Here is a 26527-nt window from a genome sequence, read left to right as displayed (position 1 = left end):
AAAGTAGTATGTAGCCTTGAGTAACCCATGAGCAGCAACTGGAAGCAATAGATGGAATTCATAAAAATTCGCGGTGCACGCACGCACAACCTCAAAAACATCAGTCTTGATTTGCCGCGAAACAGCTTGATAGTAATCACCGGTTTATCAGGGTCCGGCAAGTCTTCGCTCGCGTTCGACACGCTTTATGCGGAAGGTCAGCGGCGCTATGTCGAGTCGCTCTCCGCCTATGCGCGCCAGTTCCTGCAATTGATGGAGAAGCCCGACGTCGACCTGATCGAGGGCTTATCCCCTGCCATCGCGATCGAGCAAAAAGCCACTTCGCACAATCCGCGTTCCACCGTCGGCACCGTCACTGAAATACACGATTACATGCGGCTGTTGTTCGCGCGGGTAGGCGATCCACAATGCCCCGAGCATGGCATTACGTTGACAGCACAAAGCGTCTCGCAAATGGTCGATCATGTACAACAGTTGCCGCCGGATACCCGCCTGATGATACTCGCGCCGCTCGTCGTGGGGCGCAAGGGCGAACAGATGGATCTGATCGATGAATTGCGTGCGCAGGGTTTCGTACGGCTGCGGGTCGACGGTGAGGTATATGAAATCGATGCGCTGCCCAAATTGCAAAAAAACAAGAAGCATACGGTGGAAGTGGTGGTGGACCGGCTTAAAGTCTCGCCTGAATCGAAGCAGCGGCTGGCGGAGTCTTTTGAAACTGCGCTGCGCCACGCCGATGGACGCGCCTTGGCGGTGGAAATGGATTCGGACAAGGAACATCTTTTTTCAGCCAAGTTCAGTTGCCCGATATGCAGCTACTCGTTGCCGGAACTCGAACCGCGCTTATTCTCATTCAACAACCCCATGGGCGCCTGCCCCAAGTGCGACGGCTTGGGAAAGATCACTTTTTTCGATCCCAAGCGCGTTGTTGCCTTCCCGCATTTGTCGCTGGCATCCGGCGCGATCAAAGGCTGGGATCGGCGCAACCAGTTCTATTACCAGTTGCTGGCCAGCCTTTCCAGTCACTACGGGTTTGATCTGGAAATACCTTTTGAGCAACTGCCTGCGGATATCCAGGACATCGTCCTGAACGGGTCGGGCAAGGAAAAAATCGTATTTTCGTATCTGAATGAGAGCGGTACGCGGAACCAACGGAAACACTCGTTCGAAGGAATCGTTCCCAACCTGGAGCGGCGCTACAAGGAAACCGAGTCGCTCGCCGTGCGTGAGGAATTATCAAAATACCTCAACTCCCAGGCCTGCCCGGAATGTGCGGGCACCCGGTTGCGGCGCGAAGCGCGCCACGTCCATGTAGGCGGCCAGGCGATTTATGAAATCAACGCCCTGCCCCTGAGGGAGGCAAAAGCGTTTTTTGACCAGGTAACACTAACGGGGCATAAATTCGCCATCGCCGAGAAGATCGTCAAGGAAATTTCCAGCCGGATATTATTCCTCAATAACGTCGGGCTGGATTATTTGTCGCTGGATCGTTCCGCCGATACCCTGTCGGGTGGTGAATCCCAGCGCATTCGCCTCGCCAGCCAGATAGGGTCAGGACTGACCGGCGTGATGTATGTGCTGGATGAGCCTTCCATCGGCCTGCATCAGCGTGACAATGCGCGCCTGCTGGAAACACTCAAGAACCTGCGCGATCTCGGCAATAGCGTCATTGTAGTGGAACACGACCAGGACGCCATACTTAGCGCGGATCACGTGGTGGACATGGGCCCGGGCGCAGGCGAGCACGGCGGCTCGGTCATCGCCCAGGGAACGCCCGAGGCCATTCAGAAGAATCCCGGCTCTCTCACCGGGAAGTACCTTTCCCGTGAATTGGCTATCGCCCTGCCTGAAAAGCGCACGCAACCGAAGAACGATCGGTGGCTCAGAATTGAAGGCGCAACTGGCAATAACCTGAAGAACGCCAATCTCTGCCTCCCTGTGGGATTGTTCGTTTGCATAACAGGCGTATCGGGCTCCGGCAAATCTACGCTCATCAACGAAACGCTCTACCACGCCACGGCGCGTCATCTATATGGCAGCGCGGCGGAGCCCGCGCCGTATCAGAGCCTGGATGGGCTGGCCTTTTTTGATAAGGTCATCAACATGGACCAGAGCCCTATCGGGCGAACGCCGCGTTCGAATCCGGCTACCTATACCGGCCTGTTCACGCCGGTCCGGGAATTGTTTTCGGGTGTGCCGCAGGCGCGCGAGCGCGGTTATGGTCCCGGCCGTTTCTCCTTTAACGTCAAGGGCGGCCGCTGCGAAGCCTGCCAGGGCGATGGCATGATCAAGGTCGAAATGCATTTTCTACCTGATATTTATGTCTCATGCGATGTCTGCCATGGCAAGCGCTATAACCGTGAAACCCTGGAGATTCACTACAAGGGAAAGAACATCAACGAAATTCTGCAAATGACGGTAGAACAGGCGCACGAGTTTTTCAACCCTGTGCCGGTCGTGGCGCGCAAGCTGCAAACCCTGCTGGATGTCGGCCTGGGCTACATCACCCTGGGCCAGTCAGCCACCACGCTTTCCGGTGGGGAGGCACAGAGGGTAAAACTGTCCCTCGAACTTTCCAAGCGCGATACCGGCCGCACCCTTTATATTCTCGATGAGCCCACTACCGGCCTTCATTTCCAGGACATCGATCTACTGTTGAAAGTGCTGCATCGGCTGCGTGACCACGGCAACACGGTGGTGGTAATCGAACATAACCTGGACGTGATCAAGACTGCGGACTGGATTATCGACCTCGGCCCGGAAGGTGGCGAAGGCGGAGGGGAGATCATTGCCGAAGGTACGCCGGAGGAAATAGCTGCGAATGAAAGGAGCTTTACCGGCCATTACCTGAAAACCATACTCGTTTCATGACGGGCAGAAGGGATATGAATGCCCATGAGTATGCCCGCCAGCTCCTGGTCGGCAGCTTCAGCGACGCACTCGCCGCAGCCGACCCACTACATATCATGCCCCGCCATCTGCCGGACAGTTTGCTTCCTGCTGGCCGCACGCTGGTAGCCGGCGCAGGCAAAGCAGCTGCCGCAATGGGGCTGGCGGTAGAAAATCATTGGCCGAAAAATGCAGCATTGGATGGAATTGTTCTTACCCGCTACGGTCATGGCCTGCCTCTCGAAAAAATTACGGTAGTTGAAGCAGGGCATCCCCTGCCCGATGAACAGGGCGAGAGCGCTGCGCGAACCCTTCTCGCCGAGGTTAAAAAACTCGGCCCCGATGATTTGCTCTTGTGCCTGCTGAGTGGTGGCGGTTCAAGCCTGCTATCATTGCCGGTAGCCGGCATATCGCTGAGCCAGCTGAGAGTTGTCACTCGGGAACTGCTCGGCTGCGGCGCGACAATTCAGGAAATCAATACCGTGCGCAAGCATCTTTCCGCAGTTCAAGGCGGAAGGCTCGCAGCTTCATGTCGCGCTCCGATACTCGCGCTGATCATTTCCGACGTGACCGGCGATGACCCCACCCATATCGCCTCCGGGCCATGCGCGCCTGATCCCACAACATACCTGGATGCGCTGGCAATAATAGAAGGTTATGAGATACATCCAGCTGGTGCCATCATGGACACGCTGGTGGCGGGTGCTCGGGGCCAGCTAAAGGAGACGCCTAAACCGGGCGATGCCGTTTTCAATCGGGTAGAAAATCGCGTGATCGCGACCGCGCATGTTTCCCTGCTGGCGGCAGCGGAATATTTTCACACTCAAGACATTCCTGCCGTGATATTGGGTGATTCCGTTACCGGCGAAGCGCGCGAAGTTGCCAAGGTATATGCTGCCTTGGTGAAAGAGGTGCGTCAATATGGACATCCCTGGAAACCGCCGGTCGCGCTTATTTCAGGTGGCGAGACGACAGTAACCCTGCGTGCAGAGGAGCCAAATGGACAAGGTGAAAGGGGCGCTGACTGGAACGGACATGGCGGCCGCAATACTGAGTTCCTGCTCTCGCTCGGCATCGAACTCGACGGCGCGGAGGGAGTTTATGCTCTCGCCTGCGATACCGATGGCATAGACGGTACGGAAAACAACGCCGGCGCAATCATCACGCCTGATTCGTTACGACGCGCAAAGGAGGGCGGCGCTCATGCTTCAGCTTTTCTTGCCACCAATAACACCTATACTTTCTTTCAGCAGCTCGATGATCTGATCGTTACCGGTCCCACCCGCACTAACGTCAACGATTACCGGGCGATTCTGGTCTTGTAAGGCAAGGCTTCCCCGTTCTACAGAATCAGTATGATGCGGACTCCATCCTCCCCTTTCAAGCAGATGCTTATAAATGTCACAAAACAGCAATACTATTTACATATCATGGCAATATTAAGGAAAGTCAATACCGAAATCTTACGGGTGGAAGGAAAAGCCGATGGCAGCAACAATTCTGGTAGTGGAAGACGAACCGGCAATCCAGGAATTGATCTCGTATAGCCTGCGGCAGGCCAGACATGTGGTTTGTTCCGCAAGAAATGCAGAAGAAGCGATGGAAATCGTCAATGACGCCCTGCCCGACCTGGTGCTTCTTGACTGGATGCTGCCGGGAATGAGCGGTGTCGAGTTCGCCCGTGTGTTACGGCGAACAACGCGTACCAAAACCATTCCCATTATCATGCTTACAGCTCGCGCTGAAGAAAGCGACAAGGTATCAGGGCTGGAAATCGGGGCCGATGATTACATTACCAAGCCTTTTTCGCCGCGTGAACTGCTCGCGCGGATCAAAGCGGTACTACGGCGGCGCTCCCCGGAAGCTGCTGACGACGTCGTCGAGATCGGGGGGTTGCGGCTCGACTCGGCTGCGCACCGGGTGACGGCAAATGACCGCGAAGTGGTGCTTGGCCCTACCGAATTCCGATTGCTGCATTTTCTGATGACTCACTCCGAGCGGGTATACACCCGCTCGCAACTGCTCGACCAGGTATGGGGAGACCACGTATTCGTTGAGGACCGTACTGTGGATGTGCATATTCGCAGACTGCGCAAGGCCTTGGAACCAGTCAGCAAGGATGGGTTGGTGCAAACGGTGAGAGGATCGGGCTATCGCCTCTCCGCCGGTCTGGCGGCAAGCATGGAATAACATGAAAACAACGATTCAGCTTTATTCTTCGAAATAACTCACGTGTCCGGTTTCTGGGAGCACGTCTGGGAACGAGCGGCCGCCCTTATCCTGATTACTATTGTAAGCGGGATACTCCTGGCGGCCCTGGGCATTGTCACGACGTTGGCATTTTACAGCCTTGCGCTGCTGCTGCTGGTCATTTATCAGTGGCGCCAGCTGAACAGGCTGGACAGATGGCTGCAAACCGAAGAATCCCCGCTACCGGATAGTTTCGGCAAATGGGGCGACGTGTTTGCGCGGCTGAATCGCCTTATGCGCGACCAGCGCCAGAGTCACCAGCATATAAGTTCTGCCCTGGAACATTTGCGCCGCGCCACATCGGCCATGCCCGAGGGCGTGATCATCATAGATGAAATGGATCGTATCGAATGGTGTAATCCTGTGGCCGAAAAACATCTGGCCATAAACTCCACCCTGGACGCCGGCCAGCATATCACCAATCTTGTGCGTCAAACCCAGTTCGCCAAATACCTGGCGGACCAGGATTACACCGAACCCCTGGTAATCAAGCAATCACGGCACCAGGGGTTGACGCTTTCGCTACAGTTCGTGCCCTACGGCAATAAACAAAAACTCCTCCTAACCCGCGACGTGACGCGTTTTGAAAGAATTCAGGCCATGCGCCGCGATTTTGTCGCCAATGTCTCGCATGAACTGCGTACTCCACTAACCGTGATAGGTGGATTTCTGGAAACACTGTCGGACGAAAGCCATTCTGATCCTGAAACGCGTAAGTGGGCGCTAATGCTCATGACAGATCAGACAATGCGTATGCAGCATCTCGTGGAAGACCTGTTGGCTCTATCACAGCTGGAGGATACGGAAAATCTGGTCCGCCAGGAAAACGTGGACGTCCCGGAAATGTTGCGTCAGCTATATGATGAAGCCCAGTCCCTGAGCGCCGGCCGTCATCGTATCAAGCTCGGTATCGATGCCGCCGCAAAATTGCTGGGTAATACGGCAGAGCTTCGAAGCGCATTCAGCAACCTTATCAGCAATGCCATACGCTATACCACCTGCGGCGGCGATATCACGCTTAACTGGACGGTGCGTGATGGGCAAGGGGTATTTTCCGTGCAGGACAGCGGCATAGGGATTGAGCCCGAACACATCCCGCGCCTCACGGAAAGATTCTACCGCGTAGACCGCGGGCGTTCACGTGAAACCGGAGGTACAGGCCTGGGGCTCGCCATCGTCAAGCACGTGCTCACCTGCCATCAGGCGAGGCTGGAGATCAGCAGCGAACCCGGCAAAGGCAGCTGTTTCAGTGCATGGTTTCCCCCCGCACGGCTGATTGTAGGGAAAGATGGCTGAATGCCCGTCTGCTTTGCGCGTGTATAATCCAAATGCAGTGAAATCGTACTGAAACGCAGATAACCGTCGGATGCCTACGCAGAATAAACGGCATCGCTTCGGGAAATCGTGAATTCGCGCTATTGAAAAGCCCCTTTCTCATGTCCAAGCCAGTTCTCGACCTCACGGAAACAACCGTCAGCAGCCAGGATGTCTACGATGGCGAGCTTCTGCATGTGCGCGCCGACCAGGCCCGCCTGCCTGATGGCAAAGTAGCAGTGCGCGAGTACATCATCCACCCTGGCGCGGTCGTTATCATACCGCTGCTCGACAATGGAGAGCTGGTGCTGGAGCGCCAGCATCGCTATCCCCTGCATCGTGATTTCTATGAACTGCCCGCCGGAAAAATTGATCAGGGCGAAGATCCCTTGCTGTGCGCACAGCGGGAACTGCTGGAGGAAACCGGCTACACGGCGAAAAGCTGGCGTTATATCACTACCCTGCATCCCTGCATCGGCTATTCAGATGAAAAGTTGATTTATTACTTCGCCAAAGAACTGGCGTTCGAGGGCGCCAGCCTGGATGACGGGGAACATCTGGAGGTATTTACGCTTACTCTGCCAGCAGCGCTCGACTGGGTAAGGGAAGGAAAAATTACGGATAATAAAACCGTTTCCGGCCTGTTCTGGGCGGAAAAGCTGTTGCGTGGCGAATGGTAGCAAATTGCCTCCCCTAGCGATTTTGACTCGTTTACATTTCCTCAAGCTGTGGTATTCCCACTCCAGCGCACTGCGTCATCCGCCAATGAGGCCGCTCCTTCGCCAAGTGCAGGGATATTCAAGCGATCAGGCCCTGGTATTATCGTATTCTGATTACAATTGCTTCCGAATTAGTCCCGGGAAAACGTGGGTCTGCCATAACAATGTGTTCTACTACCGTCCCCAATGACAAGAGAGTATTCCTGAACCTGGCCACGTCCCCGCAAAAGGTGAGACGGCACGCCGGCTGAGCGATACGAAGAATTTCGTTCTTGCCTTTTTCGACAGAACCATCTTTTGAAATAGGAGCATCCCTCAAACAGATGTCGCTCGCACATCGGTGAGGAAGGCTGGATGTCAAAGGCCGGAAAGGCCCTGGGAAAAAATTAGGCAGGAAATCTTCAAATCCAAGATATTTGGTCTCGCCCTCGCCGCCAAGATTAATTTTCCTCCCACCGCCCCTGGGATTCACGGGTGTTCCGAAGTGATTCACCAGGAAAGAAACCGTACCGCCGGCCCCTTGCCGGAACGCGCCGATCGGACACTTGCTGTGATCGTGAGGGGCGCCTGCAAGGGTTGTCGAAACGAATCTATCTTGCGCAGGGCTCTCATTTTCAAGGACGTCCATCTCTGTATCCAGACTCTGGATCGTCCTCTTCCCGACGATATCGTCTGCGCTCGTTTGCCAAGGCTGAAGAATTCGTCGAGACGGATTATTTTTGTATGCCTTGACCGCGGCAGCAGTTTTAGGGCCATATAAACCATCTACTTCCAAATTGAAGTTTTCTCTGCCCGGGCCTCTGCTCAGTTCATTTAGTGCGGTTTGAATTTTCTTGACGTGCTCACCGCGGGCGCCCGGTGTGAGATGAGCTGCGTCACTAATCAAGCAAGCTTCAAGCTTGGGATCCGCTGTTGGTGTTGTGAACAGTTTGGATATCAGTGCCATTCGGTTTACTCTCTTCCTCTTTCCGTGTGGCAACTTGATTAAGGCCGCACAAATTTATTATGGGTGAAAATTACCATTTGTCTATCCTACTTCGCAAAGGTTGCCAGTAAAGCCGCTGGGCAAGCAAAAAGTGGGGGCGGACACAGGGCTGGACGCGATTATTTCACTCTGGAATACGATACTGAGAATAGCCGCTCACCAGTCGTTTACGGTATAGTCATTCCGATTTGAAAAACCGGCAGCATGCGACGGCCCCATGAAAATAGTAAGCCGAAGCTGTTCCATCCAGAGTAATTGGCAGTGATGAAAACAAGTAGCGCGGCGCGCCAGGATTTTTCTACGCTCCCTCCCGACCGCGTGTTGAACGCGCTGGAAAGCGTGGGCTTCCGCAGCGATGGCCGCCTGCTGGCGCTCAACAGCTACGAGAACCGCGTCTACCAGGTCGGCCTGGAAGAGGGCGCGCCGCTGGTCGCAAAATTCTATCGCCCCGCACGCTGGACGGATGCGGCGATATTGGAAGAACACGCCTTCGTTCAGGAGTTGGCCGAGCGTGAAATTCCTGTCGTGCCCGCGTTGGTGCTGGATGGAAAAACCCTGCACGCTTTCGAGGGATTCCGCTTCGCTGTTTTCCCAAAACACGGCGGCCGTGCGCCCGAGCTGGAAGACCGCCACACGCTGGAATGGATGGGGCGCTTTCTCGGACGCATCCACGCCATTGGCGCATTAAAGCCATTTCGCGAACGTCCCTTGCTGGATATCGCCAGCTTCGGCGAACAACCGCGCGACTACCTCCTAGCGCATGAATTCATTCCAGCGGATCTCATTGCGGCCTATCGCAGTGCCGTGAATCAGGCGCTGGATGGCGTACGCCACTGCTTTGAGCGCGCCGGTGAAGTGCACGCCTTGCGCCTGCACGGCGACTGCCATGCGGGAAACGTGCTTTGGACGGACGACGGTCCCCACTTCGTGGATTTTGATGACAGCCGCATGGGGCCGGCGGTGCAGGACTTGTGGATGTTATTGTCGGGGGACCGCTCCGACATGGTACGGCAACTGGCCGATGTGCTGGCGGGATATGAGGATTTTTGCGATTTCGACGAACGCGAATTGCACCTGATCGAGGCGCTGCGCACGCTGCGCCTGATCCATTACGCTGCATGGCTGGCGCAGCGCTGGGATGATCCCGCTTTCAAGCAGGCGTTCCCGTGGTTCAACACTCAACGCTACTGGCAGGATCGCGTCCTTGAGTTGCGCGAACAGATCGCACTCATGGATGAGCCGCCGCTGTGGCATGCGTAAAATTCCCGGGGGTGTTCGTGTTGTGTCTCCGAAAAATCCACCTAAAACGTTCAGCTGAGTCTTGCAGCTTCTATATATGGATATAAACGCGGAAACGATGCGCTGTCCGTGTGGCTGTGCGGAAGAAACGGCGAAACAACGAGGAACCGGGCGGCGCGCCCTTTTATCGGACCGCAGCAAGAAATATCCCGACTGCTGTGGCCGTTACCTGGATGACGGCGAAGCAGCGCCCACTGCAGAAGCACTGATGCGCTCGCGCTATACCGCCTATGCCCTTGGCCGTGAAGATTATCTGCTAGGAACCTGGCATCACAGCACACGTCCCGCTTCACTTGAACTTGCGAGCAAATCCCGCAACAAGTGGCTGGGGCTGGAAGTGAGGCGTCATGAACAGCTAGAGCCGGATAACGCCTTGGTAGAATTTGTGGCGAGGTACAAGGTGGACGGCCGGGCGCATCGTTTGCATGAAATCAGCCGCTTTATGCGCGAGGCCGGGAAGTGGTTCTATATTGATGGCGAAATCTTATGAGGTTCTGTGAGCAAGCTACCCGCTCCTTAAGCGTTGCAAATGCTGCAGGCATGTCATTGTGCTGAACGCAGTAAACGATAAAGTCGCCGCGCTTCTTCTTCCTTGAGCGTGTCGTTGATTTCACGCATGATACTATTCATGTCGACCGGGCTCTCGATTTGCTTAAAGCAACCTGTCAGGACACTCTCCGGGTGGAGTTTGCTGCTTTGGTAGAGCGCCCATATCTCCCTGCCATAATCGGTGGCCAACAACTCAGGCGCAAAGCGGCCGAAGTAAGCAGCCAGATTTTCGGCATCCCGCAGCAGCATTTTCAAAGCCTGGTTAGTGGCCGCGGCGTCAATAGCCTGGGGAAGATCGATAATGACGGGACCGGTGCTGTCGACCAGCACGTTGTATTCGGACAAATCGCCGTGAATGATTCCCGCGCAGAGCATGCGCACCACCTGCCTGATCAATATGAGGTGATATTCACGCGCCAGCTCCGCGGTGAGCGTCAGATCGTTGAGCCGCGGGGCGGCGTTGCCCTCAAGGTCCATCAACAGTTCCATCAGCAGTACACCTTCATGGAAGTTGTACGGCTTGGGCACGCGGACACCCGCAGCCGCCAGTCGGTACAAGGCGTCTACCTCGGCATTTTGCCAAGCCTCTTCCTGCGCTTTGCGCCCATAGCGGGTACCCTTTTCCATGGCACGCGCACGACGGCTGTTTTTTACCTTACGACCTTCGGTGTAGTTCACGCTCTGGCGAAAACTGCGCTTATGGGCTTCTTTGTAAACTTTCGCACAGCGTATCTCTTCTCCGCAGCGCACGACGTAGACCGCGGCTTCCTTGCCACTCATCAGCTGACGGATGACCTCATCGACCAGGCCATCCTGAATCAGCGGTTCAATTCTTTTCGGGGTTTTCATTGATAGCGAACGGTCTTCCGGGTTAATTCCGGGCTGCCATCCAACTCAACTTCTGAAATCGGCCTACTCCGCAAAGAATTCCCGGACCTTATCCATCCATGATTTGGCACGGGGGCTGTGGCGAGAACCGTCTTCCTGATTGAGCATTTCCAACTCCTGCAGCAGCTCCTTCTGACGGGCGGTAAGTTTGACCGGGGTTTCCACCACGACATGGCACAGCAGGTCTCCCTGCGTATTGCTGCGCACGCCCTTGATACCCTTGCCGCGCAGCCGGAATATTTTTCCACTCTGGGTTTCCGCCGGTATTCTGATTTTGGCATGGCCATCCAGCGTGGGAATCTCGATTTCACCCCCCAGTGCGGCGGTGGTGAAACTGACCGGCATTTCACAGTGCAAGTCGTTGTGGTCGCGTTGAAAGACGGCATGAGGCGATAGATGGATAACCACATACAAATCCCCCGGAGGACCATTGTTGACCCCGGCTTCGCCCTCGCCGGACAAACGGATGCGGTCGCCTTCATCCACGCCGGCAGGAATTTTTACCGATAGGGTCTTATGGTGTTTGACTCTTCCCGAACCGCTGCACGTGGCACAAGGGCTTGAAATAAATTTGCCGCTGCCATGGCATTTTGGGCAGGTTTGCTGAATGGAAAAAAACCCCTGCTGCATTCTTACCTGACCATGGCCATTGCAGGTAGGGCATGTAACGGGCGACGTACCCGGCTTTGCGCCGCTGCCATGGCAAGTGCCACAAGCGTCCATCGTCGGTATGCGGATTTTGGTTTCCGTTCCGCGTGCTGCCTGCTCCAGCGAGATTTCGAGGTTGTAGCGCAAGTCCGCGCCACGATAGACATTAGCATGTCCTCCGCGTCCCCCGAAGAGGTCGCCGAATATGTCGCCGAATGCGTCGGCAAACCCTTGCGCACCCGCTCCACCCATGTTGGGGTCTACACCAGCATGCCCATGCTGGTCGTATGCAGCCCGCTTCTTCGGGTCCGCAAGTATTTCGTACGCTTCTTTGGCCTCTTTGAAGTACTCCTCGGATTTTGGATTATCCGGATTCCGGTCCGGATGATGTTTCATCGCAAGCTTGCGATAGGCTTTTTTTATATCCTCTTCGCTGCTGTCGCGGTTGAGGCCCAGCACTTCATAGTAATCGCGTTTGCTCATATGGATTTTCTTGGAAATTGGAAGCGTAGAGGATTATTCAACGCCTGGTACCTTGCTTCTCCAGATAAATGCCAAAACGCAGGATGCGGAAGAAGCATTATCTTCGCATCTCTGCGCTTCAGCCTGGTGCGCCTGCTTATTTCTTGTTTTTTACTTCCTCAAACTCGGCATCCACTACTTCGCCTTCTACCGGTTTTTCACCACCGCCCTGATGGGCGCCTTCGTCGCCGGCGCCAGCGCCAGGCTGCCCCTGCTGGGCCTGTTCCTGCGAATACATCTTCTCCGCCAGTTTATGCGATACCTCGGCCAATGCCTGGGTTTTTGCCTCGATGACGTCCTTGCTGTCGGATTTCAACGCCTCTTCCGCCTCCTTCAGCGCTTCCTCTATTTTCAATTTTTCTTCGTCATTCAGCTTTTCTCCATGCTCCTTCAATGTTTTTCTCACGGAATGAATCATGGCGTCGCACTGATTGCGGACAGTGACAAGCTCCACCGTTTTGTGGTCTTCCTCGGCGTGCGCCTCGGCGTCCTTGACCATGCGCTGCACCTCTTCATCCGACAAACCTGAGCTTGCCTGAATCTTGATTTTATTCTCCTTGCCGGTGGCCTTGTCTTTGGCCGACACGTGCAGTATGCCGTTGGAGTCAATGTCGAATGTCACCTCGATCTGCGGCATGCCGCGCGGCGCAGGGGGAATATCGCTCAGATTGAATTGCCCCAGGCTCTTGTTGCCGGAGGCCATCTCCCGCTCACCTTGCAGCACATGAATCGTCACCGCGGTCTGGTTTTCCTCCGCAGTGGAAAACACCTGTTGCGCCTTGGTCGGAATAGTGGTGTTTTTCTGGATCAGTTTGGTCATTACGCCGCCCAGGGTTTCGATACCCAGCGATAACGGGGTAACATCCAGCAGCAATACATCCTTTACCGCACCCTGCAGCACCCCGCCCTGAATGGCCGCTCCAACTGCAACCGCTTCGTCCGGATTGACATCCTTGCGCGGTTCCTTGCCGAAAATTTCCCTGACTTTATCCTGCACCTTGGGCATGCGGGTTTGCCCACCCACCAGAATGATGTCCTCAATGTCCGATATCTTCACGCCGGCATCCTTGATTGCGGTGCGGCAAGGCTCTACGGTTCGCTCTATGAGCTCTTCCACGAGGCTTTCCAGCTTGGCCCGGGTAATTCTCACTGCCAAATGTTTGGGACCCGAGGCATCGGCGGTAATGTAGGGCAGATTGACCTCGGTCTGCTGACTGGATGAGAGTTCGATTTTTGCTTTTTCCGCGGAATCCTTCAAGCGCTGCAAGGCGAGCATATCTTTTTTCAAATCTATGCCGTTTTCTTTTTTGAATTCATCCACGAGATATTCGATTACGCGGGAATCGAAATCCTCGCCACCAAGGAAAGTGTCGCCATTGGTCGCGAGTACCTCGAATTGGTGCTCACCCTCCACTTCCGCGATTTCGATAATGGAAATATCGAAAGTGCCCCCACCCAGGTCATATACGGCCACCTTCCGGTCGCCTTCTTTTTTATCCATGCCGAAAGCCAGTGCCGCGGCAGTCGGCTCGTTGATGATGCGCTTGACTTCCAGGCCCGCTATGCGGCCGGCGTCCTTGGTTGCCTGGCGCTGGGAATCGTTGAAATACGCAGGAACGGTAATTACGGCTTCGGTCACTGGCTCACCCAGATAATCCTCCGCGGTTTTTTTCATTTTTATCAGCACTTGTGCGGAAATTTCCGGCGGAGCAATTTTCTTGCCGCGCACTTCTACCCAGGCGTCATTATTGTCAGCCTTGACAATATTATAGGGCACCATTTTGATGTCCCTTTGCACCATCTCCTCGTTGAAGCGGCGCCCGATCAGGCGCTTTATCGCAAACAGGGTATTTTTGGGATTTGTGACAGCCTGTCGTTTTGCGGACGCACCCACCAGAATTTCACCGTCTTCGGTGTAGGCAACGATTGAAGGCGTTGTACGCGCCCCCTCCGAGTTCTCTATTACCTTGGGCTTCCCGTTCTCCATGACCGCCACGCACGAATTGGTGGTGCCGAGGTCAATGCCAATAATTTTTGCCATGATTGGATCCTTGTTAGTAGTTAGTATCGATATTCGGCTATGCGAAATATCCGTCTTTGCGAAAAATGGGGATTAAGATTCGAATTTCAAGTCTCTTTAGCCTTGGAAACCATCACCAGTGCAGGTCGAATCACACGGTCGTTCAGAACGTAACCTTTTTGCATCACATGCACTACAGTGCTGGGAGGAAGGTCCGAGTCCACCACGGACATGGCCTGATGCAGATGCGGATCGAATTTTTCACCCTGAGGATTAATCACCTTGATATTGAATTTTTCAAAAGCAGCCGTGAGCTGCCTAAGCGTCAATTCCATTCCGCTTTTGAAATTTTCGACTGTCGCATTTTCCACTGCCAGTGCAGCATCCAGGCTGTCCATCACCGCGAGCAGTTCGACGGAAAAATTCTCGATCGCGTACTTGTGGGCATTTGCAATGTCGATCTGCGCTCGTTTTCTTATATTCTCGGCGTCTGCCTTGGCGCGTAGCCAGGCGTCGTAATGTTCCGCGGCGTCCAGTTCGGCTTTTTTCAGTAACTGTTCCAGACTCGGCATCGACTCCACCTCGGGCTTCCCTGTCTCGCTGGCCTGGGCCTGACCCTGTGGCGGGCTCGTTTCTCTCTTCGTGTCGGACAGCTCGGGCTGGTCTGATTGAGGTTGTTTTACATCTGTCATGGGCTCCTCCTGATTTCTGTTCATGATATATCGGGATGGGTTTGCTAATTTCAAGCTCCGGAAAAAATCATTGGAGATTGAGCAGTGCCTACCCTGTAGAATGGGCAAGAATATCCCAATGGTACCAACGGTACTTTAGGGCCAGTGGGCATACGCTCGCGTATGAGCGAGATGGAAAATATACGAAAAAACCGCGCAAGAATCAGCTGTTTTCAATCCCGATTTTCCGGGCCAGCATAGCTGCTTCGCCCACGTAATTCTGCGGCGTCATTTCGCGCAAACGTATTTTTTCACTCTCGGGAAAGGCAAGGCGGTCAATAAATCCATGCAGCGTATCCTTGGTGATGCCGCTTTTGCCGCGAGTCAACTCTTTCAGCTGCTCATAGGAATCCGGAATACCGTAACGGCGCATCACAGTCTGGATCGGCTCTGCCAGAACTTCCCACGCATTCTCCAGATCTTCCGCCAAACGCTCCGGGCTGACTTCCAGCTTGTTCAATCCCCTGCTGCAAGAATCATAGGCCAGAAAGGTGTGCCCCGACACAACGCCCATATTTCGCAGCACGGTGGAGTCGGTCAGATCGCGCTGCCAGCGAGAAAGTGGAAGTTTCTCGCTCAAGTGGCGCAACAGCGCATTCGCAATACCCAGATTGCCTTCCGAGTTCTCGAAATCTATCGGGTTGACCTTGTGTGGCATGGTTGACGAACCGATTTCATCTTTTCTGGTTTTTTGCTTGAAATAGGCTAAAGAAATATACCCCCACATGTCGCGGTTGAAATCCAGCAATATGGAATTAATACGGGCATATGCGTCAAACAGCTCAGCCATTGCGTCATGCGGTTCGATCTGGGTCGTATAAGGATTGAATGTCAGACCAAGTTTCTCTACGAAAACCTGCGCGAATTTTTCCCAGTCAAAAGCGGGGTAGGCAGCCACATGTGCGTTGTAATTGCCCACGGCACCATTTATTTTTCCGGGAATGGCTACGCTGGCCAGCCGTTCGCGCCCGCGTAGCAGGCGATAGGCAAAGTTGGCAAACTCTTTGCCCACCGTAGTGGGTGTCGCAGGTTGACCATGAGTGCGCGCAAGCATGGGGATATCGGACATTTCATGCGCCATCTGGATGAGTTTGCCGATGACCTTATCCAGTGCCGGCAACATGACTCTCTCGCGGCTGTGCATCAGCATCAATCCGTGGGAGAGGTTGTTGATGTCTTCGGAAGTACATGCGAAATGGATGAATTGTGCAGACCTGGCAGCCTCGACATTTCTCGTCAGACGCTCTCTGAGCCAATACTCGACCGCCTTCACATCATGGTTGGTCTTTGCCTCTATAAGCTTGACCGCTTCTGCGTCAGTTTCCGAGAAACCCGCCGCAACGTCGTCAAGTTCTGCGATGGTCTCGATAGCAAGCGGCGGCGCCTCAGCGATGCCTGTTGCATTACACAAGGCCTTGAACCACTCTATCTCCAGGTAAACACGGTACCGGATCAGCGCGAATTCACTGAAGTAGGGTCTCAAGGCCGCAACCTTGGCGCTATAGCGCCCATCCAGAGGAGAGAGTGCGGTAAGAAAAGATGAAGATGAATTCATATTCTGATTTCAGGTTGTTCATCAGGGGGGCCATTCTAACATGGGCAACGCGCCTCCAGCATTCGCCGGGACCGTGCACGGCGTCGCGGAAAGTCTATATAATGCGGCCAGACAACTTCGGCAAGGCTGGCCATGAAGCTCATCGGATCCCTCACTAGTCCTTATGTGCGCAAGACGCGCATCGTCCTGGCTGAAAAGCATATTGGTTACAATTTTGAACTGGAAGCGCCCTGGGATTCGGATAGTCACGTACCGGATTACAATCCGCTGGGGAAAGTGCCGATATTGATAATGGACGATGGGACCAGCCTGTTCGATTCACGCGTGATCGTCGAATATCTTGACAACATGAATCCCGTATCCCGTCTCATTCCGGAATCCAACCGGCGGCGCATCATGGTAAAACGCTGGGAGGCATTGGCGGATGGTATCTGCGACGCTGCCGCCGCGATGTTCCTCGAGCGCAAACGCCCTGAACCAAGTCAAAGTACGGAATGGATCTCGCGCCAGCAGACAAAAGTAACGAGGGGTCTGCAAGCAGCCGCCCACGACCTGAGCGATAAAAAATGGTGCGACGGCAATATCTACACCCTGGCCGACATTGCACTGGGGTGCGCACTGGGTTATCTGGCCTTTCGATTTTCCGAAATTGAGTGGCGCAATACCTATCCCAATCTTGCCGACCTTTCCGAGCGCCTGGAGAAGCAAGCGCCATTTATTGAAACAGCCCCGAGAGGCTGACCGAGCTGCCGGTCTACACGGATGTATTTGAGGAACTCTCCGAGCAGGTCAGTTCCTCCAGTTGTTGCAACGCCGCATCCCGCGAAACTTGCTCAGCCACCCTGATACTGATCGGTAATCACTCCGCCGCCCAGGCATACCTTGCTCTCGTACACAACTACTGATTGTCCCGGCGTCACCGCCCATTGCGGTTCAGCAAATTCAATCTCGCATTTGCTTTGATCGACATGCGCGATTGCGCACGGCGCATCAGTCTGACGATAACGGATCTTGGCCGCATACACCCAGTTGCAATGAGGTGGCCGGCCACTTATCCATGTCAGATCGGTTGCTGTAAGCGCGGGACTGAATAGGTCGGGATGATCATGACCCTGCACGACTGTCAGAATATTGCGCGCCATGTCCTTGCTTGAGACGAACCAGGGTTCGCCATCCCCATCCCTTGTTCCACCTATGCCCAGACCCTGCCGCTGGCCGATCGTGTAATACATCAGGCCGGCGTGCTTGCCCATGACAGTACCGGTTGGAGTCCGGATTTCACCTGGTTCATCCGGCAAATAACGATTGAGAAACTCCCGGAAAGGCCGCTCGCCAATAAAACAGATTCCAGTGCTGTCTTTCTTGCAAAAATTCGGTAGTCCCTGATCCCTTGCGATCTTTCGTACATCGCGTTTATAAAGATGGCCGATAGGGAATAAGGTTCTGGATAACTGCGCCTGGTTCAGGCGATAGAGAAAATAGCTCTGGTCCTTGGTGCCATCTTCACCTTTCAGCAACTGGAAGATTCCGTTTGTTTCGCGTACCTGGGCATAATGTCCCGTGGCAATGTAGTCAGCTCCCAGCCCGGTTGCGTGTTCGAGAAAGGCCTTGAATTTGATTTCAGCATTACATAGCACATCCGGGTTCGGGGTGCGGCCAGCTTTGTACTCCGCCAGGAAATGATTGAACACACGCTCCTTGTACTCGGCCGAGAAATTTACCGCCTCCAGGGGAATTCCAATGATATCCGCTACGGATGCGGCATCAATCAGATCCTGGCGGGACGAGCAATATTCATCGTTATCGTCGTCTTCCCAATTCTTCATGAAGAGACCGATTACCTCATAATCCTGTTGCTTCAGCAGCAATGCGGCAACCGACGAATCAACGCCGCCAGACATTCCGACCACTACACGCGCTTTGCCCATGATTCAATCGTAATGAGTAAGAATTTCCAGAGAGCACTGCTTTCCTGCCAGGTGATCGTCGATACATCGCATCACCAGAGGGCTGCGATGACAATAAGCCATTTGGCGGATTTCATCGATACCGAACCATCCTGCCCGCACGATACCGGTATCCAGTGCCTGATCGGGATCATGGTCGATGACAGAACCCGTAAAAGCAAAGCGGATAAAAGTAATGTTATCCGCCTGAGAGTGCCAGTGATAAATTCCAAGGACCGCTTGGGGCACAAAAGTGTAAGCCGTTTCTTCCAGGGTTTCCCGAATTGCACCCGCAATGATCGATTCGCCCGGCTCCAAATGGCCCGCTGGCTGATTAAAGAGTATGCCACTACCGGTCTGTTCCTCAACCAGCAGATATTTCCCGTCCTTTTCGACTACCGCAGCAACCGTGACGTTAGGTTTCCAGATCATGATCCTGTTTTACCTACCTTTTAATGAGAGCAAATGAATGCTTGAGCTGCAACGAATGCAGGGGCGAATCTTATCGTATAATCGATGGCTTTGCCGCCACTCATTCTTATCCATTTTATTAACCCGGGAGATACCATGTACCAGCACATCAGCACACCAGCAGAAGGCGCAAAAATCCGCGTAAACGCAGATTTTTCCCTGAGCGTGCCGGATAACCCTGTTATTCCCTATATCGAAGGCGATGGTATCGGCGTGGACATCACGCCTGTGATGAAAAAAGTAGTGGATTCGGCGGTTGGGCAAGCTTATGTCGGCAAGCGCAAGATTTCCTGGATGGAAATTTATGCCGGGGAGAAATCCACCCGCGTGTACGGGGAAAACGTCTGGCTGCCGGAGGAAACGCTGCAAGCTGCGAGGGAGTACGTGGTCTCTATCAAAGGGCCGTTAACTACCCCTGTGGGCGGCGGCATCCGCTCTATCAACGTGGCGCTGCGCCAGGAACTGGATTTGTATGTCTGCCTGCGTCCGGTACGTTATTTTCCAGGTGTGCCAAGTCCCGTAAGACATCCGGAAAAAACGGATATGGTGATTTTCCGCGAAAACTCCGAAGACATTTATGCGGGCATTGAATGGGAAGCGGAGTCGGAGAATGCAAGGAAGATCATCAATTTCCTGACGACGGATATGAGCGTGACCAAGATACGCTTCCCTCAAACATCTGGCATCGGTATCAAACCGGTATCGAGGGAAGGCACCGAGCGGCTGGTACGCAGGGCAATACAGTACGCGATAGACAACAAGCGCAGCTCGGTCACACTGGTGCACAAAGGCAACATAATGAAATTCACCGAGGGTGCATTTAAAAATTGGGGCTACGAGTTGGCCGCGAGAGAATTCGGAGCGACCTTGCTTGATGGCGGCCCCTGGATGAAGCTGCCTGAAGATAAGGGAGGGGTCGTTATCAAGGATGTGATCGCGGACGCTTTCCTGCAACAGATTTTGCTGCGTCCGGAGGAATACGACGTAATCGCTACACTGAACCTCAATGGCGACTATATTTCGGACGCATTGGCGGCGCAAGTAGGCGGTATCGGAATAGCGCCAGGCGCTAACCTCAGCGATTCGATTGCAATATTCGAAGCAACCCACGGGACCGCACCAAAATATGCTGGCAAGGATCAGGTCAATCCAGGGTCAATCATTCTCTCGGCAGAGATGATGCTGCGGCACATGGGTTGGATTGAGGCAGCCGATCTGGTTATCAAAGCAATGGAAAAAACGATCCAGGACAAGATTGTGACCTATGATTTTGCGCGGCAAATGCCGCAGGCCCGGAAGGTCTCCTGTTCAGCGTTCGGTCAGGCACTGGTTGACCACATGGCCGGTTAAATGCTCTGCTTATAACGAAAAAAACCCCCTGCCGATTTCACGGCAAGGGGTTTGTATAATTCTGTAATAGGATTACAGACTGATCACGGCTAGCCGTGCCAGAATGGAATCGTTAAGCAGACTGAATGTTTGATGCTTGTTTGCCCTTGGGACCTTGTGTAACTTCAAAACTCACTTTTTGACCTTCTTTAAGAGTTTTGAATCCGGACATATTGATTGCGGAAAAGTGTGCAAACAAATCTTCGCTGCCATCATCGGGAGTAATGAATCCAAAACCTTTAGAGTCATTAAACCATTTTACTGTACCAGTTGCCATTATTGCTTCCTATATTAAAAAACGGGCCGGAAACCCGAACACTGTTTGAGTTTCAAGACCGCAAACGGCTGTAACCGGTACTGCAGAGAACTTGAAGCCAAACGCCAAGAGTTGTTTTACGCAAATCCGATGTTCAAGTCAAGTAGCCGGTGCACTTATTTTATAGAAATGCAGCAGAATAATTTTCTAAAGGTACTTGAATATTTCACCGTAATCATCAAATATATCAATAGAGAGAGAATAAATAAGACAGGGAGGGGTTAGGTTATATTTCTGCTCCAACTGGTGAATAGCGAGACAGGAAATGAAAGCAGGAAATCATGGAGATGTTGTACTGGAGGCTAAAAAGAGTAAACTCAAGCCGCCACCCATGTTCAAGGTGATCTTGCTGAATGACGACTTTACGCCTATGGATTTCGTAGTGGCCGTGCTACAGATTTTTTTTTCCAAGAATCGAGAACAGGCAACGCAAATCATGCTCAAAGTACATATGGATGGAGCCGGAGTATGCGGAGTTTATCCCAGTGATGTGGCTACCACCAAGGTTGAACAGGTGGTCGCATTTGCGAGGCAGCATCAGCATCCGCTAAAGTGCGTGATGGAGGAGACCTGAAATGATTGCTCAAGAGTTGGAAGTCAGTTTACACATGGCATTCGTGGAGTCGCGACAGAAGCGTCACGAGTTCATTACGGTCGAGCATTTGCTACTGGCTTTGCTCGACAACCCGACCGCTGCAGAGGTACTGCGCGCGTGTTCGGTCGACATGGACGATTTGCGCCGGCTTCTGACCGAGCATGTGACTGAAAATACCCCTACAGTGGGTGGCAGCGGTGAAGTGGATACACAACCTACCCTGGGTTTTCAGCGCGTCATCCAGCGTGCGATCCTGCATGTCCAGTCTTCCGGAAAAAAAGAAGTCACCGGCGCCAATGTACTGGTAGCGATATTTGGCGAAAAGGATTCCCATGCCGTTTATTTTCTTCATCAGAAAGGCATAACGCGGCTTGATGTCGTCAACTATATCTCCCATGGCATCAGCAAGGTGCCTCAAGGGAGTACCGCCAAAACCGACAGCGAGGGTGATTCCGAGCAGGAGATGAGCGCGGGCGGCGCATTGGAAAGCTACGCGGTAAACCTCAACTCGCAGGCGCTTGCGGGCAAGATCGATCCATTGATCGGGCGTGAGCGGGAACTGGAACGCCTGATACAGACGCTATGCCGGCGTCGCAAGAATAATCCGTTGCTGGTGGGTGAAGCCGGCGTCGGAAAAACCGCTATCGCGGAGGGGCTGGCGCGGCGGATTATCGATAACGATGTGCCGGAGATCCTTGCGCATCACCAGGTTTATGCTTTAGACATGGGCGCACTGCTGGCCGGCACAAAATACCGCGGTGATTTCGAGCAACGTCTGAAGGCCGTACTCAAACAGTTGCTGGAGAGCACGAATTCCATTTTGTTCATTGATGAGATTCATACGCTGATCGGCGCGGGCGCTGCTTCCGGCGGCACGCTGGATGCTTCCAATCTCCTGAAACCCATACTGAACACCGGACAGCTGAAATGCATTGGCGCGACCACCTATAGCGAATATCGCGGGATTTTCGAGAAGGATCACGCACTCTCACGCCGCTTTCAGAAAATTGACGTACTTGAACCGAGCGTGGAAGAAACCGTTTCCATACTTCGCGGCCTGAAAGCCCGGTACGAAGCGCATCACGGCGTGAAATACACAGCCGTTGCCCTGACCACGGCGGCGGAGTTGTCGGCACGCTTCATTAATGACCGGCATTTGCCCGACAAGGCGATAGACGTGATAGATGAGGCAGGTGCGGCGCAGCGCATTTTGCCCAAATCCAAGCAACGCAAGATAATCAGCAAGCACGAGATCGAAGGCATTATCGCCAAGATTGCGCGAATTCCGGCACAAAACGTTTCCAGCGATGACCGCAACACGCTGAAGACGCTGGATCGAGACCTGAAAGCGGTGGTGTTCGGCCAGGACAAGGCCATCAATGCGCTTACAGCGGCGATCAAGATGGCAAGAAGCGGCTTGGGCAATCCACAAAAACCGGTCGGATCCTTCCTGTTTTCCGGTCCTACCGGGGTTGGCAAAACCGAAGTGGCGCGGCAGCTGGCTTATGCTCTCGGGATTCATTTGCATCGCTTCGACATGTCGGAGTACATGGAGCGGCACGCGGTTTCACGCCTTATTGGCGCACCGCCGGGATATGTCGGCTTCGATCAGGGAGGCTTGCTCACCGAGGCTATCATCAAGCAGCCATATTCCGTACTGCTGCTGGATGAAATAGAAAAGGCTCACCCTGATATTTTCAATATCCTTCTCCAAGTGATGGACCATGGCACCTTGACGGACAACAATGGCCGAAAGGCGGATTTCCGCAATGTAGTGATCATCATGACCACGAACGCGGGCGCAGAAGCGCTCAGCAAATCCTCCATGGGCTTCACCACGGGTGCGCAGCTGGGCGATGAGATGGCGGATATCAAGCGCATGTTTACGCCTGAATTCCGCAACCGGCTGGACGCGATCATTTCTTTCGCATCGTTGGATAGGGAGGTGATTCTGCGTGTGGTCGATAAATTCCTCATGCAACTTGAGGCGCAGCTGCACGAGAAGAAAGTGGATGCGATATTCACCGATGCGTTGAGAGAATATCTTGCCCGGAATGGCATCGATCCTCTCATGGGTGCGCGGCCAATGGCACGGCTCATTCAGGACACCATCCGAAGCGCCCTGGCGGATGAGCTGCTGTTCGGGCGGCTTGCCAATGGCGGCAAAGTGACGGTGGATATTGGTGCCGACAACAAGGTGGAACTTCAGTTCGAGGAAGAAGCGGCAGCCGCCGTGTAACCTTGAGCGCAACAAAACAGTTGAAACAAAAAAGGCGCGATTCGCGCCTTTTTTGCGTTGAATACCCCTGAGCAACTGCCGATTTCTTTTGGATCAAGCGCGAGAAGGAGAAATCATGCAGGCTCCTCGCCTATTTGTCGGCCTCATACTTGAAAGATAAATTAACCCTGGCGCGATATGCAATCACTTTACCCTCCTCAATCACCATGTCCAGCTTGACTATTTCCGCTACCCTTAAATCCCTCAAAGTCTGTGACGCTGTCTCGACGGCATTCCTTGCAGCATCTTCCCACGATGTCTTGCTGGTCCCGATTATCTCCGTTATTCGATAAACGCTATCTCCTGCCATGATTTTTCTCCTTCTGTGAGTGAGCACAACGAGACACCGAGCGAACCCAGCGCATCAACCTTCCCTCTATAACCCTGGTTTATGACTCAGTTTATAATTTTGGGCTCGCAAGCGCAATCGGCGCTATTACAACCGCAACAAGGTAAAACGATTTATACAGCAGTGATGAGCGGTAGGGGTACGATATCGAGTAACATACACGCTGCTATTTGTACTTGGCTCTAGCCGGCCTCAACCCGCTCGGCGATGTATCCAAGCGCATCATCCACCTGATCAATGAGGATCAGGCACAGCTCTCCGGCTTTAAGGTTGGCAAAAGCGGCATCTATGGCGCCAAATTCGCCGCGTATCTCCTTGACGTCACGGGCGCGTTTCGCATTCTCCAGCCCCTGTCGCAACAGGCTCAGCACTTCCCCATCGGCACGGCCCCGCTGACACTGGTCCTGGTAAAGCACCACTTCGTCAAAAGCATCGCCGAGGATTTTAGTCTGTTGGCGAATGTCCTCGTCGCGGCGATCTCCCGCGCCGCTGATCACTACCGAGCGGCGCTTCGCCGGCATTTTTTCGATGGCGTGCACCAGCGCACGGATTGCATCCGCGTTGTGGCCGTAGTCGGCAATAAGCGTGGCGCCCCGGTGACGGAAAAGATTGAAACGGCCAGGTGCAGTTATCGTGTCGTTGACAAAATTGGCCAGACCTGCACGTATCACTTCCCAATCCAGACCAAGGGCCCAGCCCGCCCCGGTAGCCGCCATTGCGTTTTCGACCTGGAATGCGATAGCGCCATTCTGCGTAAGCGGGACTCCCGCCAACGGTATGCGATATTTGGTCCCCGCTTCCGAAGCGACAATTGCGCCACCATCGAGATAGATCACGCGCTTCCCTTGCGCACGATGCCTGGCAATCACTGCATTGTCCGGATCGCGGGCGAAGAAGGTAACCATACCGGGGCAATGGGCTGCCATGCTGGCAACGAACGGATCAGCCGCGTTCAGTACCGCGATACCTTTGCCCGGTGTAACATTTTGAACGACGATACGTTTGACGGCAGCCAGGTCCTCCACTGTATTGATGTATGAGAGGCCGAGATGATCCCCCATGCCGATATTGGTTACCACTGCGACATCGCAGCGGTCGAAGCCCAGGCCCTCGCGAAGCAGGCCACCTCGTGCTGTCTCGAATACCGCGGCATCGACATCGGGGTGGAGCAATACTTTTTTCGCACTCTTGGGACCGCTACAGTCCCCGGTATCAACGCGTTGCCCTTCGATGTAGACACCGTCAGTGCTGGTCATGCCGACGCGCATGCCTTGGTATTCAAGGATATTGGCGATAAGGCGAACCGTAGTCGTCTTGCCATTGGTACCTGTCACCGCCACAACCGGGATACGCGCTTGATCGCCGTTTTTGAACATGCTCGCAATGATCGCTTCTCCGACCGCCCGCCCCTTGCCGAACGAGGGCTGCAAATGCATGCGAAGGCCTGGTGCTGCGTTAACTTCAATAACCGCGCCATGCCCTTCCAGCGGCTTTGACATGTTATTACAAACGATATCAACTCCGCAAATGTCGAGGCCGATCATTTCTGCGGCTGCTTCAACACGGGCCGCGAGCTCGGGATGAACATCGTCGGTAACGTCAGTGGCTGTTCCACCGGTCGAGAGATTTGCATTATTCCGTAGCAGAACACGTTCACCTTCTGCCGGTATGGAATCAGCGGTCAAGTTCTGGGTCGCCAGATGAGCAAGTGCAATTTCGTCGAAATGGATTTTTGTCAGCGCGTTGGCATGGCCTTCCCCGCGTTGCGGGTCGCTATTTATCTGCTCCACCAGTTGCCCCACGCTGTGCACCCCATCACCAATAATTTGCGGCGGATTGCGCCGCGCAGCTGCTATCAGCTTATTGCCAACCACCAGCATCCGGTAATCCTGGCCTTGAATGTAACGCTCGACAAGAACGTTGCCGCTGACCTCAGCCGCGACAGCATAAGCGGCTTCCACCTGCTCCCTGCTCATGAGGTTCACGCCCACTCCCCTGCCCTGATTGCTGTCCAGCGGCTTGACGACGACGGGGGCGCCAATCTCGCAAGTGGCGTTCCACGCATCTTCCGCGCTGGCCACCCGGCGCCCAGCCGCAATGGGGATCCCGGCAGCGTCGAGCAAAGCTTTGGTCAATTCCTTGTCCTGCGCGATCGACTCTGCCACTAAGCTGGTCAGACAGGTCTCAGCAGCCTGAATACGACGCTGGCGGCTACCCCAGCCAAACTGAACAATGCTTCCATCAGTCAACCTGCGGAAGGGAATACCACGTGCGACAGCAGCGCGAACCACTGCATTCGTGCTGGGTCCGAGACGTATTTCCTCATCCAGTTCACGCAAACGAGCTACTGCATCGTTCAGATCAAAGGGAGCGTCCTCATTCGCTGCATTGCACAACGTTTCGGCGAGATCGAAGGCAAGCCTGCCAACCGCTTCGTCACTGTACTCTACAATAACCTGATATATGCCGGCTTCCAGCGTGGGAACCGTTTTGCTAAAGGTCACCACGCAACCGGCCTCAACTTGCAGACCGAGCGCAACACGTTCAAGTACATGAGCCATGGTTCCAGGTTCATGAGGAGATCCGGACTGGAGCAAATCGATCTGGGGGAATCGATCGCGTAGGCGAACAGGGAAACCAGGTATTTCTCCAATGAGACATTCAGTTGCGCCGCACGAAACGATCGCCTCTATAGCTGTGTTACGGCTCCATAAATTGGGACCGCGCAGCGCGTGGACGCGTGATACTTTCATGGACGGTTCTCCTGGTGTTTCTCGTTCATCCGGAGGTGTTACTGATTCAGTTTTCACGCGT

At 54.0% G+C, this 26527-nt stretch carries 22 protein-coding genes; 11 read left to right on the top strand and 11 right to left on the bottom strand.

The annotated features are described in order from the left end of the window. Positions 1-51: 51 nt before the first annotated feature. The 5 genes from uvrA to BMZ14_RS10330 all read left to right on the top strand — a co-directional run bounded on the left by uvrA (position 52) and on the right by BMZ14_RS10330 (position 7133). Complete coding sequence (gene uvrA / locus BMZ14_RS10350) at positions 52-2871, top strand: excinuclease ABC subunit UvrA (protein WP_074797246.1); 2820 nt, start codon at positions 52-54, stop codon at positions 2869-2871. Next, a complete protein-coding gene (locus BMZ14_RS10345) occupies positions 2868-4214 on the top strand; it encodes a glycerate kinase type-2 family protein (RefSeq protein ID WP_256208559.1) in 1347 nt (448 codons plus the stop codon). The genes uvrA and BMZ14_RS10345 overlap by 4 nt, the downstream gene beginning before the upstream one ends. Positions 4215-4374: 160 nt before the next feature. Then, positions 4375-5079: a phosphate regulon transcriptional regulator PhoB gene (gene phoB / locus BMZ14_RS10340; protein WP_074797244.1), complete on the top strand. Its 705-nt coding sequence runs from the start codon at positions 4375-4377 to the stop codon at positions 5077-5079. A 42-nt stretch (positions 5080-5121) separates the two neighbouring features. Continuing rightward, positions 5122-6435, top strand: a complete 1314-nt coding sequence (gene phoR, locus BMZ14_RS10335; protein ID WP_074797242.1) for a phosphate regulon sensor histidine kinase PhoR — start codon at positions 5122-5124, stop codon at positions 6433-6435. A 140-nt stretch (positions 6436-6575) separates the two neighbouring features. Beyond that, positions 6576-7133: an NUDIX domain-containing protein gene (locus BMZ14_RS10330; RefSeq protein WP_074797240.1), complete on the top strand. Its 558-nt coding sequence runs from the start codon at positions 6576-6578 to the stop codon at positions 7131-7133. A gap of 139 nt (positions 7134-7272) precedes the next feature. Here BMZ14_RS10330 and BMZ14_RS10325 read toward each other — a convergent pair whose 3' ends face one another. Further along, positions 7273-8118: a peptidoglycan-binding domain-containing protein gene (locus BMZ14_RS10325; protein WP_074797238.1), complete on the bottom strand. Its 846-nt coding sequence runs from the start codon at positions 8116-8118 to the stop codon at positions 7273-7275. Positions 8119-8421: 303 nt separating this feature from the next. On the opposite strand from BMZ14_RS10325, the gene BMZ14_RS10320 reads away from it, so the two are divergent. Both BMZ14_RS10320 and BMZ14_RS10315 read left to right on the top strand, forming a co-directional pair. Next, complete coding sequence (locus tag BMZ14_RS10320; RefSeq protein WP_074797236.1) at positions 8422-9417, top strand: serine/threonine protein kinase; 996 nt, start codon at positions 8422-8424, stop codon at positions 9415-9417. A gap of 61 nt (positions 9418-9478) precedes the next feature. After that, a complete protein-coding gene (locus tag BMZ14_RS10315; RefSeq protein ID WP_256208558.1) occupies positions 9479-9946 on the top strand; it encodes a YchJ family protein in 468 nt (155 codons plus the stop codon). Between the two features lie 53 nt (positions 9947-9999). Here BMZ14_RS10315 and BMZ14_RS10310 read toward each other — a convergent pair whose 3' ends face one another. The 5 genes from BMZ14_RS10310 to purB form a co-directional block, all read right to left on the bottom strand. Beyond that, positions 10000-10854, bottom strand: a complete 855-nt coding sequence (locus BMZ14_RS10310) for a PA4780 family RIO1-like protein kinase (protein WP_074797232.1) — start codon at positions 10852-10854, stop codon at positions 10000-10002. Between the two features lie 63 nt (positions 10855-10917). Then, positions 10918-12024: a molecular chaperone DnaJ gene (gene dnaJ / locus BMZ14_RS10305; RefSeq protein WP_074797230.1), complete on the bottom strand. Its 1107-nt coding sequence runs from the start codon at positions 12022-12024 to the stop codon at positions 10918-10920. 136 nt (positions 12025-12160) lie between these two features. Next, positions 12161-14104: a molecular chaperone DnaK gene (dnaK, locus tag BMZ14_RS10300; protein ID WP_074797228.1), complete on the bottom strand. Its 1944-nt coding sequence runs from the start codon at positions 14102-14104 to the stop codon at positions 12161-12163. Positions 14105-14190: 86 nt separating this feature from the next. After that, on the bottom strand, positions 14191-14775 hold the full coding sequence (gene grpE / locus BMZ14_RS10295; protein WP_074797226.1) for a nucleotide exchange factor GrpE: 585 nt from the start codon (positions 14773-14775) through the stop codon (positions 14191-14193). 202 nt (positions 14776-14977) lie between these two features. Then, positions 14978-16369: an adenylosuccinate lyase gene (gene purB / locus BMZ14_RS10290; protein WP_074797225.1), complete on the bottom strand. Its 1392-nt coding sequence runs from the start codon at positions 16367-16369 to the stop codon at positions 14978-14980. Between the two features lie 132 nt (positions 16370-16501). Here purB and BMZ14_RS10285 point away from each other — a divergent pair, with 132 nt between their 5' ends. Next, positions 16502-17110 carry a glutathione S-transferase gene (locus BMZ14_RS10285; protein WP_074797223.1) on the top strand — a complete coding sequence of 203 codons (609 nt, stop codon included), beginning with the start codon at positions 16502-16504 and terminating at the stop codon, positions 17108-17110. Between the two features lie 92 nt (positions 17111-17202). Here BMZ14_RS10285 and mnmA read toward each other — a convergent pair whose 3' ends face one another. Both mnmA and BMZ14_RS10275 read right to left on the bottom strand, forming a co-directional pair. Then, positions 17203-18297 carry a tRNA 2-thiouridine(34) synthase MnmA gene (gene mnmA, locus BMZ14_RS10280; protein WP_074797221.1) on the bottom strand — a complete coding sequence of 365 codons (1095 nt, stop codon included), beginning with the start codon at positions 18295-18297 and terminating at the stop codon, positions 17203-17205. 3 nt (positions 18298-18300) lie between these two features. Further along, a complete protein-coding gene (locus tag BMZ14_RS10275; RefSeq protein ID WP_074797220.1) occupies positions 18301-18747 on the bottom strand; it encodes an NUDIX hydrolase in 447 nt (148 codons plus the stop codon). Positions 18748-18882: 135 nt separating this feature from the next. On the opposite strand from BMZ14_RS10275, the gene icd reads away from it, so the two are divergent. Next, positions 18883-20136 carry an NADP-dependent isocitrate dehydrogenase gene (gene icd / locus BMZ14_RS10270; protein ID WP_074797320.1) on the top strand — a complete coding sequence of 418 codons (1254 nt, stop codon included), beginning with the start codon at positions 18883-18885 and terminating at the stop codon, positions 20134-20136. Positions 20137-20248: 112 nt separating this feature from the next. On the opposite strand, the gene BMZ14_RS10265 is transcribed toward icd, so the two are convergent. Further along, complete coding sequence (locus tag BMZ14_RS10265) at positions 20249-20452, bottom strand: cold-shock protein (protein WP_004174375.1); 204 nt, start codon at positions 20450-20452, stop codon at positions 20249-20251. A gap of 304 nt (positions 20453-20756) precedes the next feature. On the opposite strand from BMZ14_RS10265, the gene clpS reads away from it, so the two are divergent. Next, positions 20757-21065 (top strand): ATP-dependent Clp protease adapter ClpS, encoded by a 309-nt coding sequence (gene clpS / locus BMZ14_RS10260; protein WP_074797219.1) that lies wholly within the window; start codon positions 20757-20759, stop codon positions 21063-21065. Position 21066: 1 nt separating this feature from the next. Further along, entirely contained in the window at positions 21067-23325 is a 2259-nt protein-coding gene (gene clpA / locus BMZ14_RS10255; RefSeq protein WP_074797218.1) for an ATP-dependent Clp protease ATP-binding subunit ClpA, read from the top strand. 130 nt (positions 23326-23455) lie between these two features. On the opposite strand, the gene BMZ14_RS10250 is transcribed toward clpA, so the two are convergent. Both BMZ14_RS10250 and cphA read right to left on the bottom strand, forming a co-directional pair. Further along, the gene (locus tag BMZ14_RS10250) at positions 23456-23674 is read right to left on the bottom strand and encodes a dodecin family protein (RefSeq protein ID WP_074797215.1); all 219 of its coding nucleotides are present in this window, start codon (positions 23672-23674) and stop codon (positions 23456-23458) included. Positions 23675-23895: 221 nt separating this feature from the next. Then, positions 23896-26466 carry a cyanophycin synthetase gene (gene cphA, locus BMZ14_RS10245; protein ID WP_074797213.1) on the bottom strand — a complete coding sequence of 857 codons (2571 nt, stop codon included), beginning with the start codon at positions 26464-26466 and terminating at the stop codon, positions 23896-23898. Between the last annotated feature and the right edge of the window lie 61 nt (positions 26467-26527).

This window comes from Nitrosospira briensis (genome assembly GCF_900115125.1).
Taxonomy (GTDB): domain Bacteria; phylum Pseudomonadota; class Gammaproteobacteria; order Burkholderiales; family Nitrosomonadaceae; genus Nitrosospira; species Nitrosospira briensis_A.
This window is presented reverse-complemented; position numbering and strand designations above follow the sequence as displayed.

What these genes read in the sequence shown, in the direction of transcription:
- phoB (WP_074797244.1), top strand. Translation starts at nt 4,375, where the DNA reads ATGGCAGCAACAATTCTGGTAGTGGAAGACGAACCGGCAATCCAGGAA.
- mnmA (WP_074797221.1), bottom strand. Translation starts at nt 18,297, where the DNA reads ATGGGCAAAGCGCGTGTAGTGGTCGGAATGTCTGGCGGCGTTGATTCG.
- BMZ14_RS10310 (WP_074797232.1), bottom strand. Translation starts at nt 10,854, where the DNA reads ATGAAAACCCCGAAAAGAATTGAACCGCTGATTCAGGATGGCCTGGTC.
- BMZ14_RS10325 (WP_074797238.1), bottom strand. Translation starts at nt 8,118, where the DNA reads ATGGCACTGATATCCAAACTGTTCACAACACCAACAGCGGATCCCAAG.
- purB (WP_074797225.1), bottom strand. Translation starts at nt 16,369, where the DNA reads ATGAATTCATCTTCATCTTTTCTTACCGCACTCTCTCCTCTGGATGGG.
- BMZ14_RS10250 (WP_074797215.1), bottom strand. Translation starts at nt 23,674, where the DNA reads ATGGCAGGAGATAGCGTTTATCGAATAACGGAGATAATCGGGACCAGC.
- grpE (WP_074797226.1), bottom strand. Translation starts at nt 14,775, where the DNA reads ATGACAGATGTAAAACAACCTCAATCAGACCAGCCCGAGCTGTCCGAC.
- cphA (WP_074797213.1), bottom strand. Translation starts at nt 26,466, where the DNA reads ATGAAAGTATCACGCGTCCACGCGCTGCGCGGTCCCAATTTATGGAGC.
- BMZ14_RS10285 (WP_074797223.1), top strand. Translation starts at nt 16,502, where the DNA reads ATGAAGCTCATCGGATCCCTCACTAGTCCTTATGTGCGCAAGACGCGC.
- clpA (WP_074797218.1), top strand. Translation starts at nt 21,067, where the DNA reads ATGATTGCTCAAGAGTTGGAAGTCAGTTTACACATGGCATTCGTGGAG.
- BMZ14_RS10320 (WP_074797236.1), top strand. Translation starts at nt 8,422, where the DNA reads ATGAAAACAAGTAGCGCGGCGCGCCAGGATTTTTCTACGCTCCCTCCC.
- dnaK (WP_074797228.1), bottom strand. Translation starts at nt 14,104, where the DNA reads ATGGCAAAAATTATTGGCATTGACCTCGGCACCACCAATTCGTGCGTG.
- BMZ14_RS10345 (WP_256208559.1), top strand. Translation starts at nt 2,868, where the DNA reads ATGACGGGCAGAAGGGATATGAATGCCCATGAGTATGCCCGCCAGCTC.
- BMZ14_RS10265 (WP_004174375.1), bottom strand. Translation starts at nt 20,452, where the DNA reads ATGGCAACTGGTACAGTAAAATGGTTTAATGACTCTAAAGGTTTTGGA.
- clpS (WP_074797219.1), top strand. Translation starts at nt 20,757, where the DNA reads ATGAAAGCAGGAAATCATGGAGATGTTGTACTGGAGGCTAAAAAGAGT.
- BMZ14_RS10275 (WP_074797220.1), bottom strand. Translation starts at nt 18,747, where the DNA reads ATGATCTGGAAACCTAACGTCACGGTTGCTGCGGTAGTCGAAAAGGAC.
- uvrA (WP_074797246.1), top strand. Translation starts at nt 52, where the DNA reads ATGGAATTCATAAAAATTCGCGGTGCACGCACGCACAACCTCAAAAAC.
- dnaJ (WP_074797230.1), bottom strand. Translation starts at nt 12,024, where the DNA reads ATGAGCAAACGCGATTACTATGAAGTGCTGGGCCTCAACCGCGACAGC.
- icd (WP_074797320.1), top strand. Translation starts at nt 18,883, where the DNA reads ATGTACCAGCACATCAGCACACCAGCAGAAGGCGCAAAAATCCGCGTA.
- BMZ14_RS10330 (WP_074797240.1), top strand. Translation starts at nt 6,576, where the DNA reads ATGTCCAAGCCAGTTCTCGACCTCACGGAAACAACCGTCAGCAGCCAG.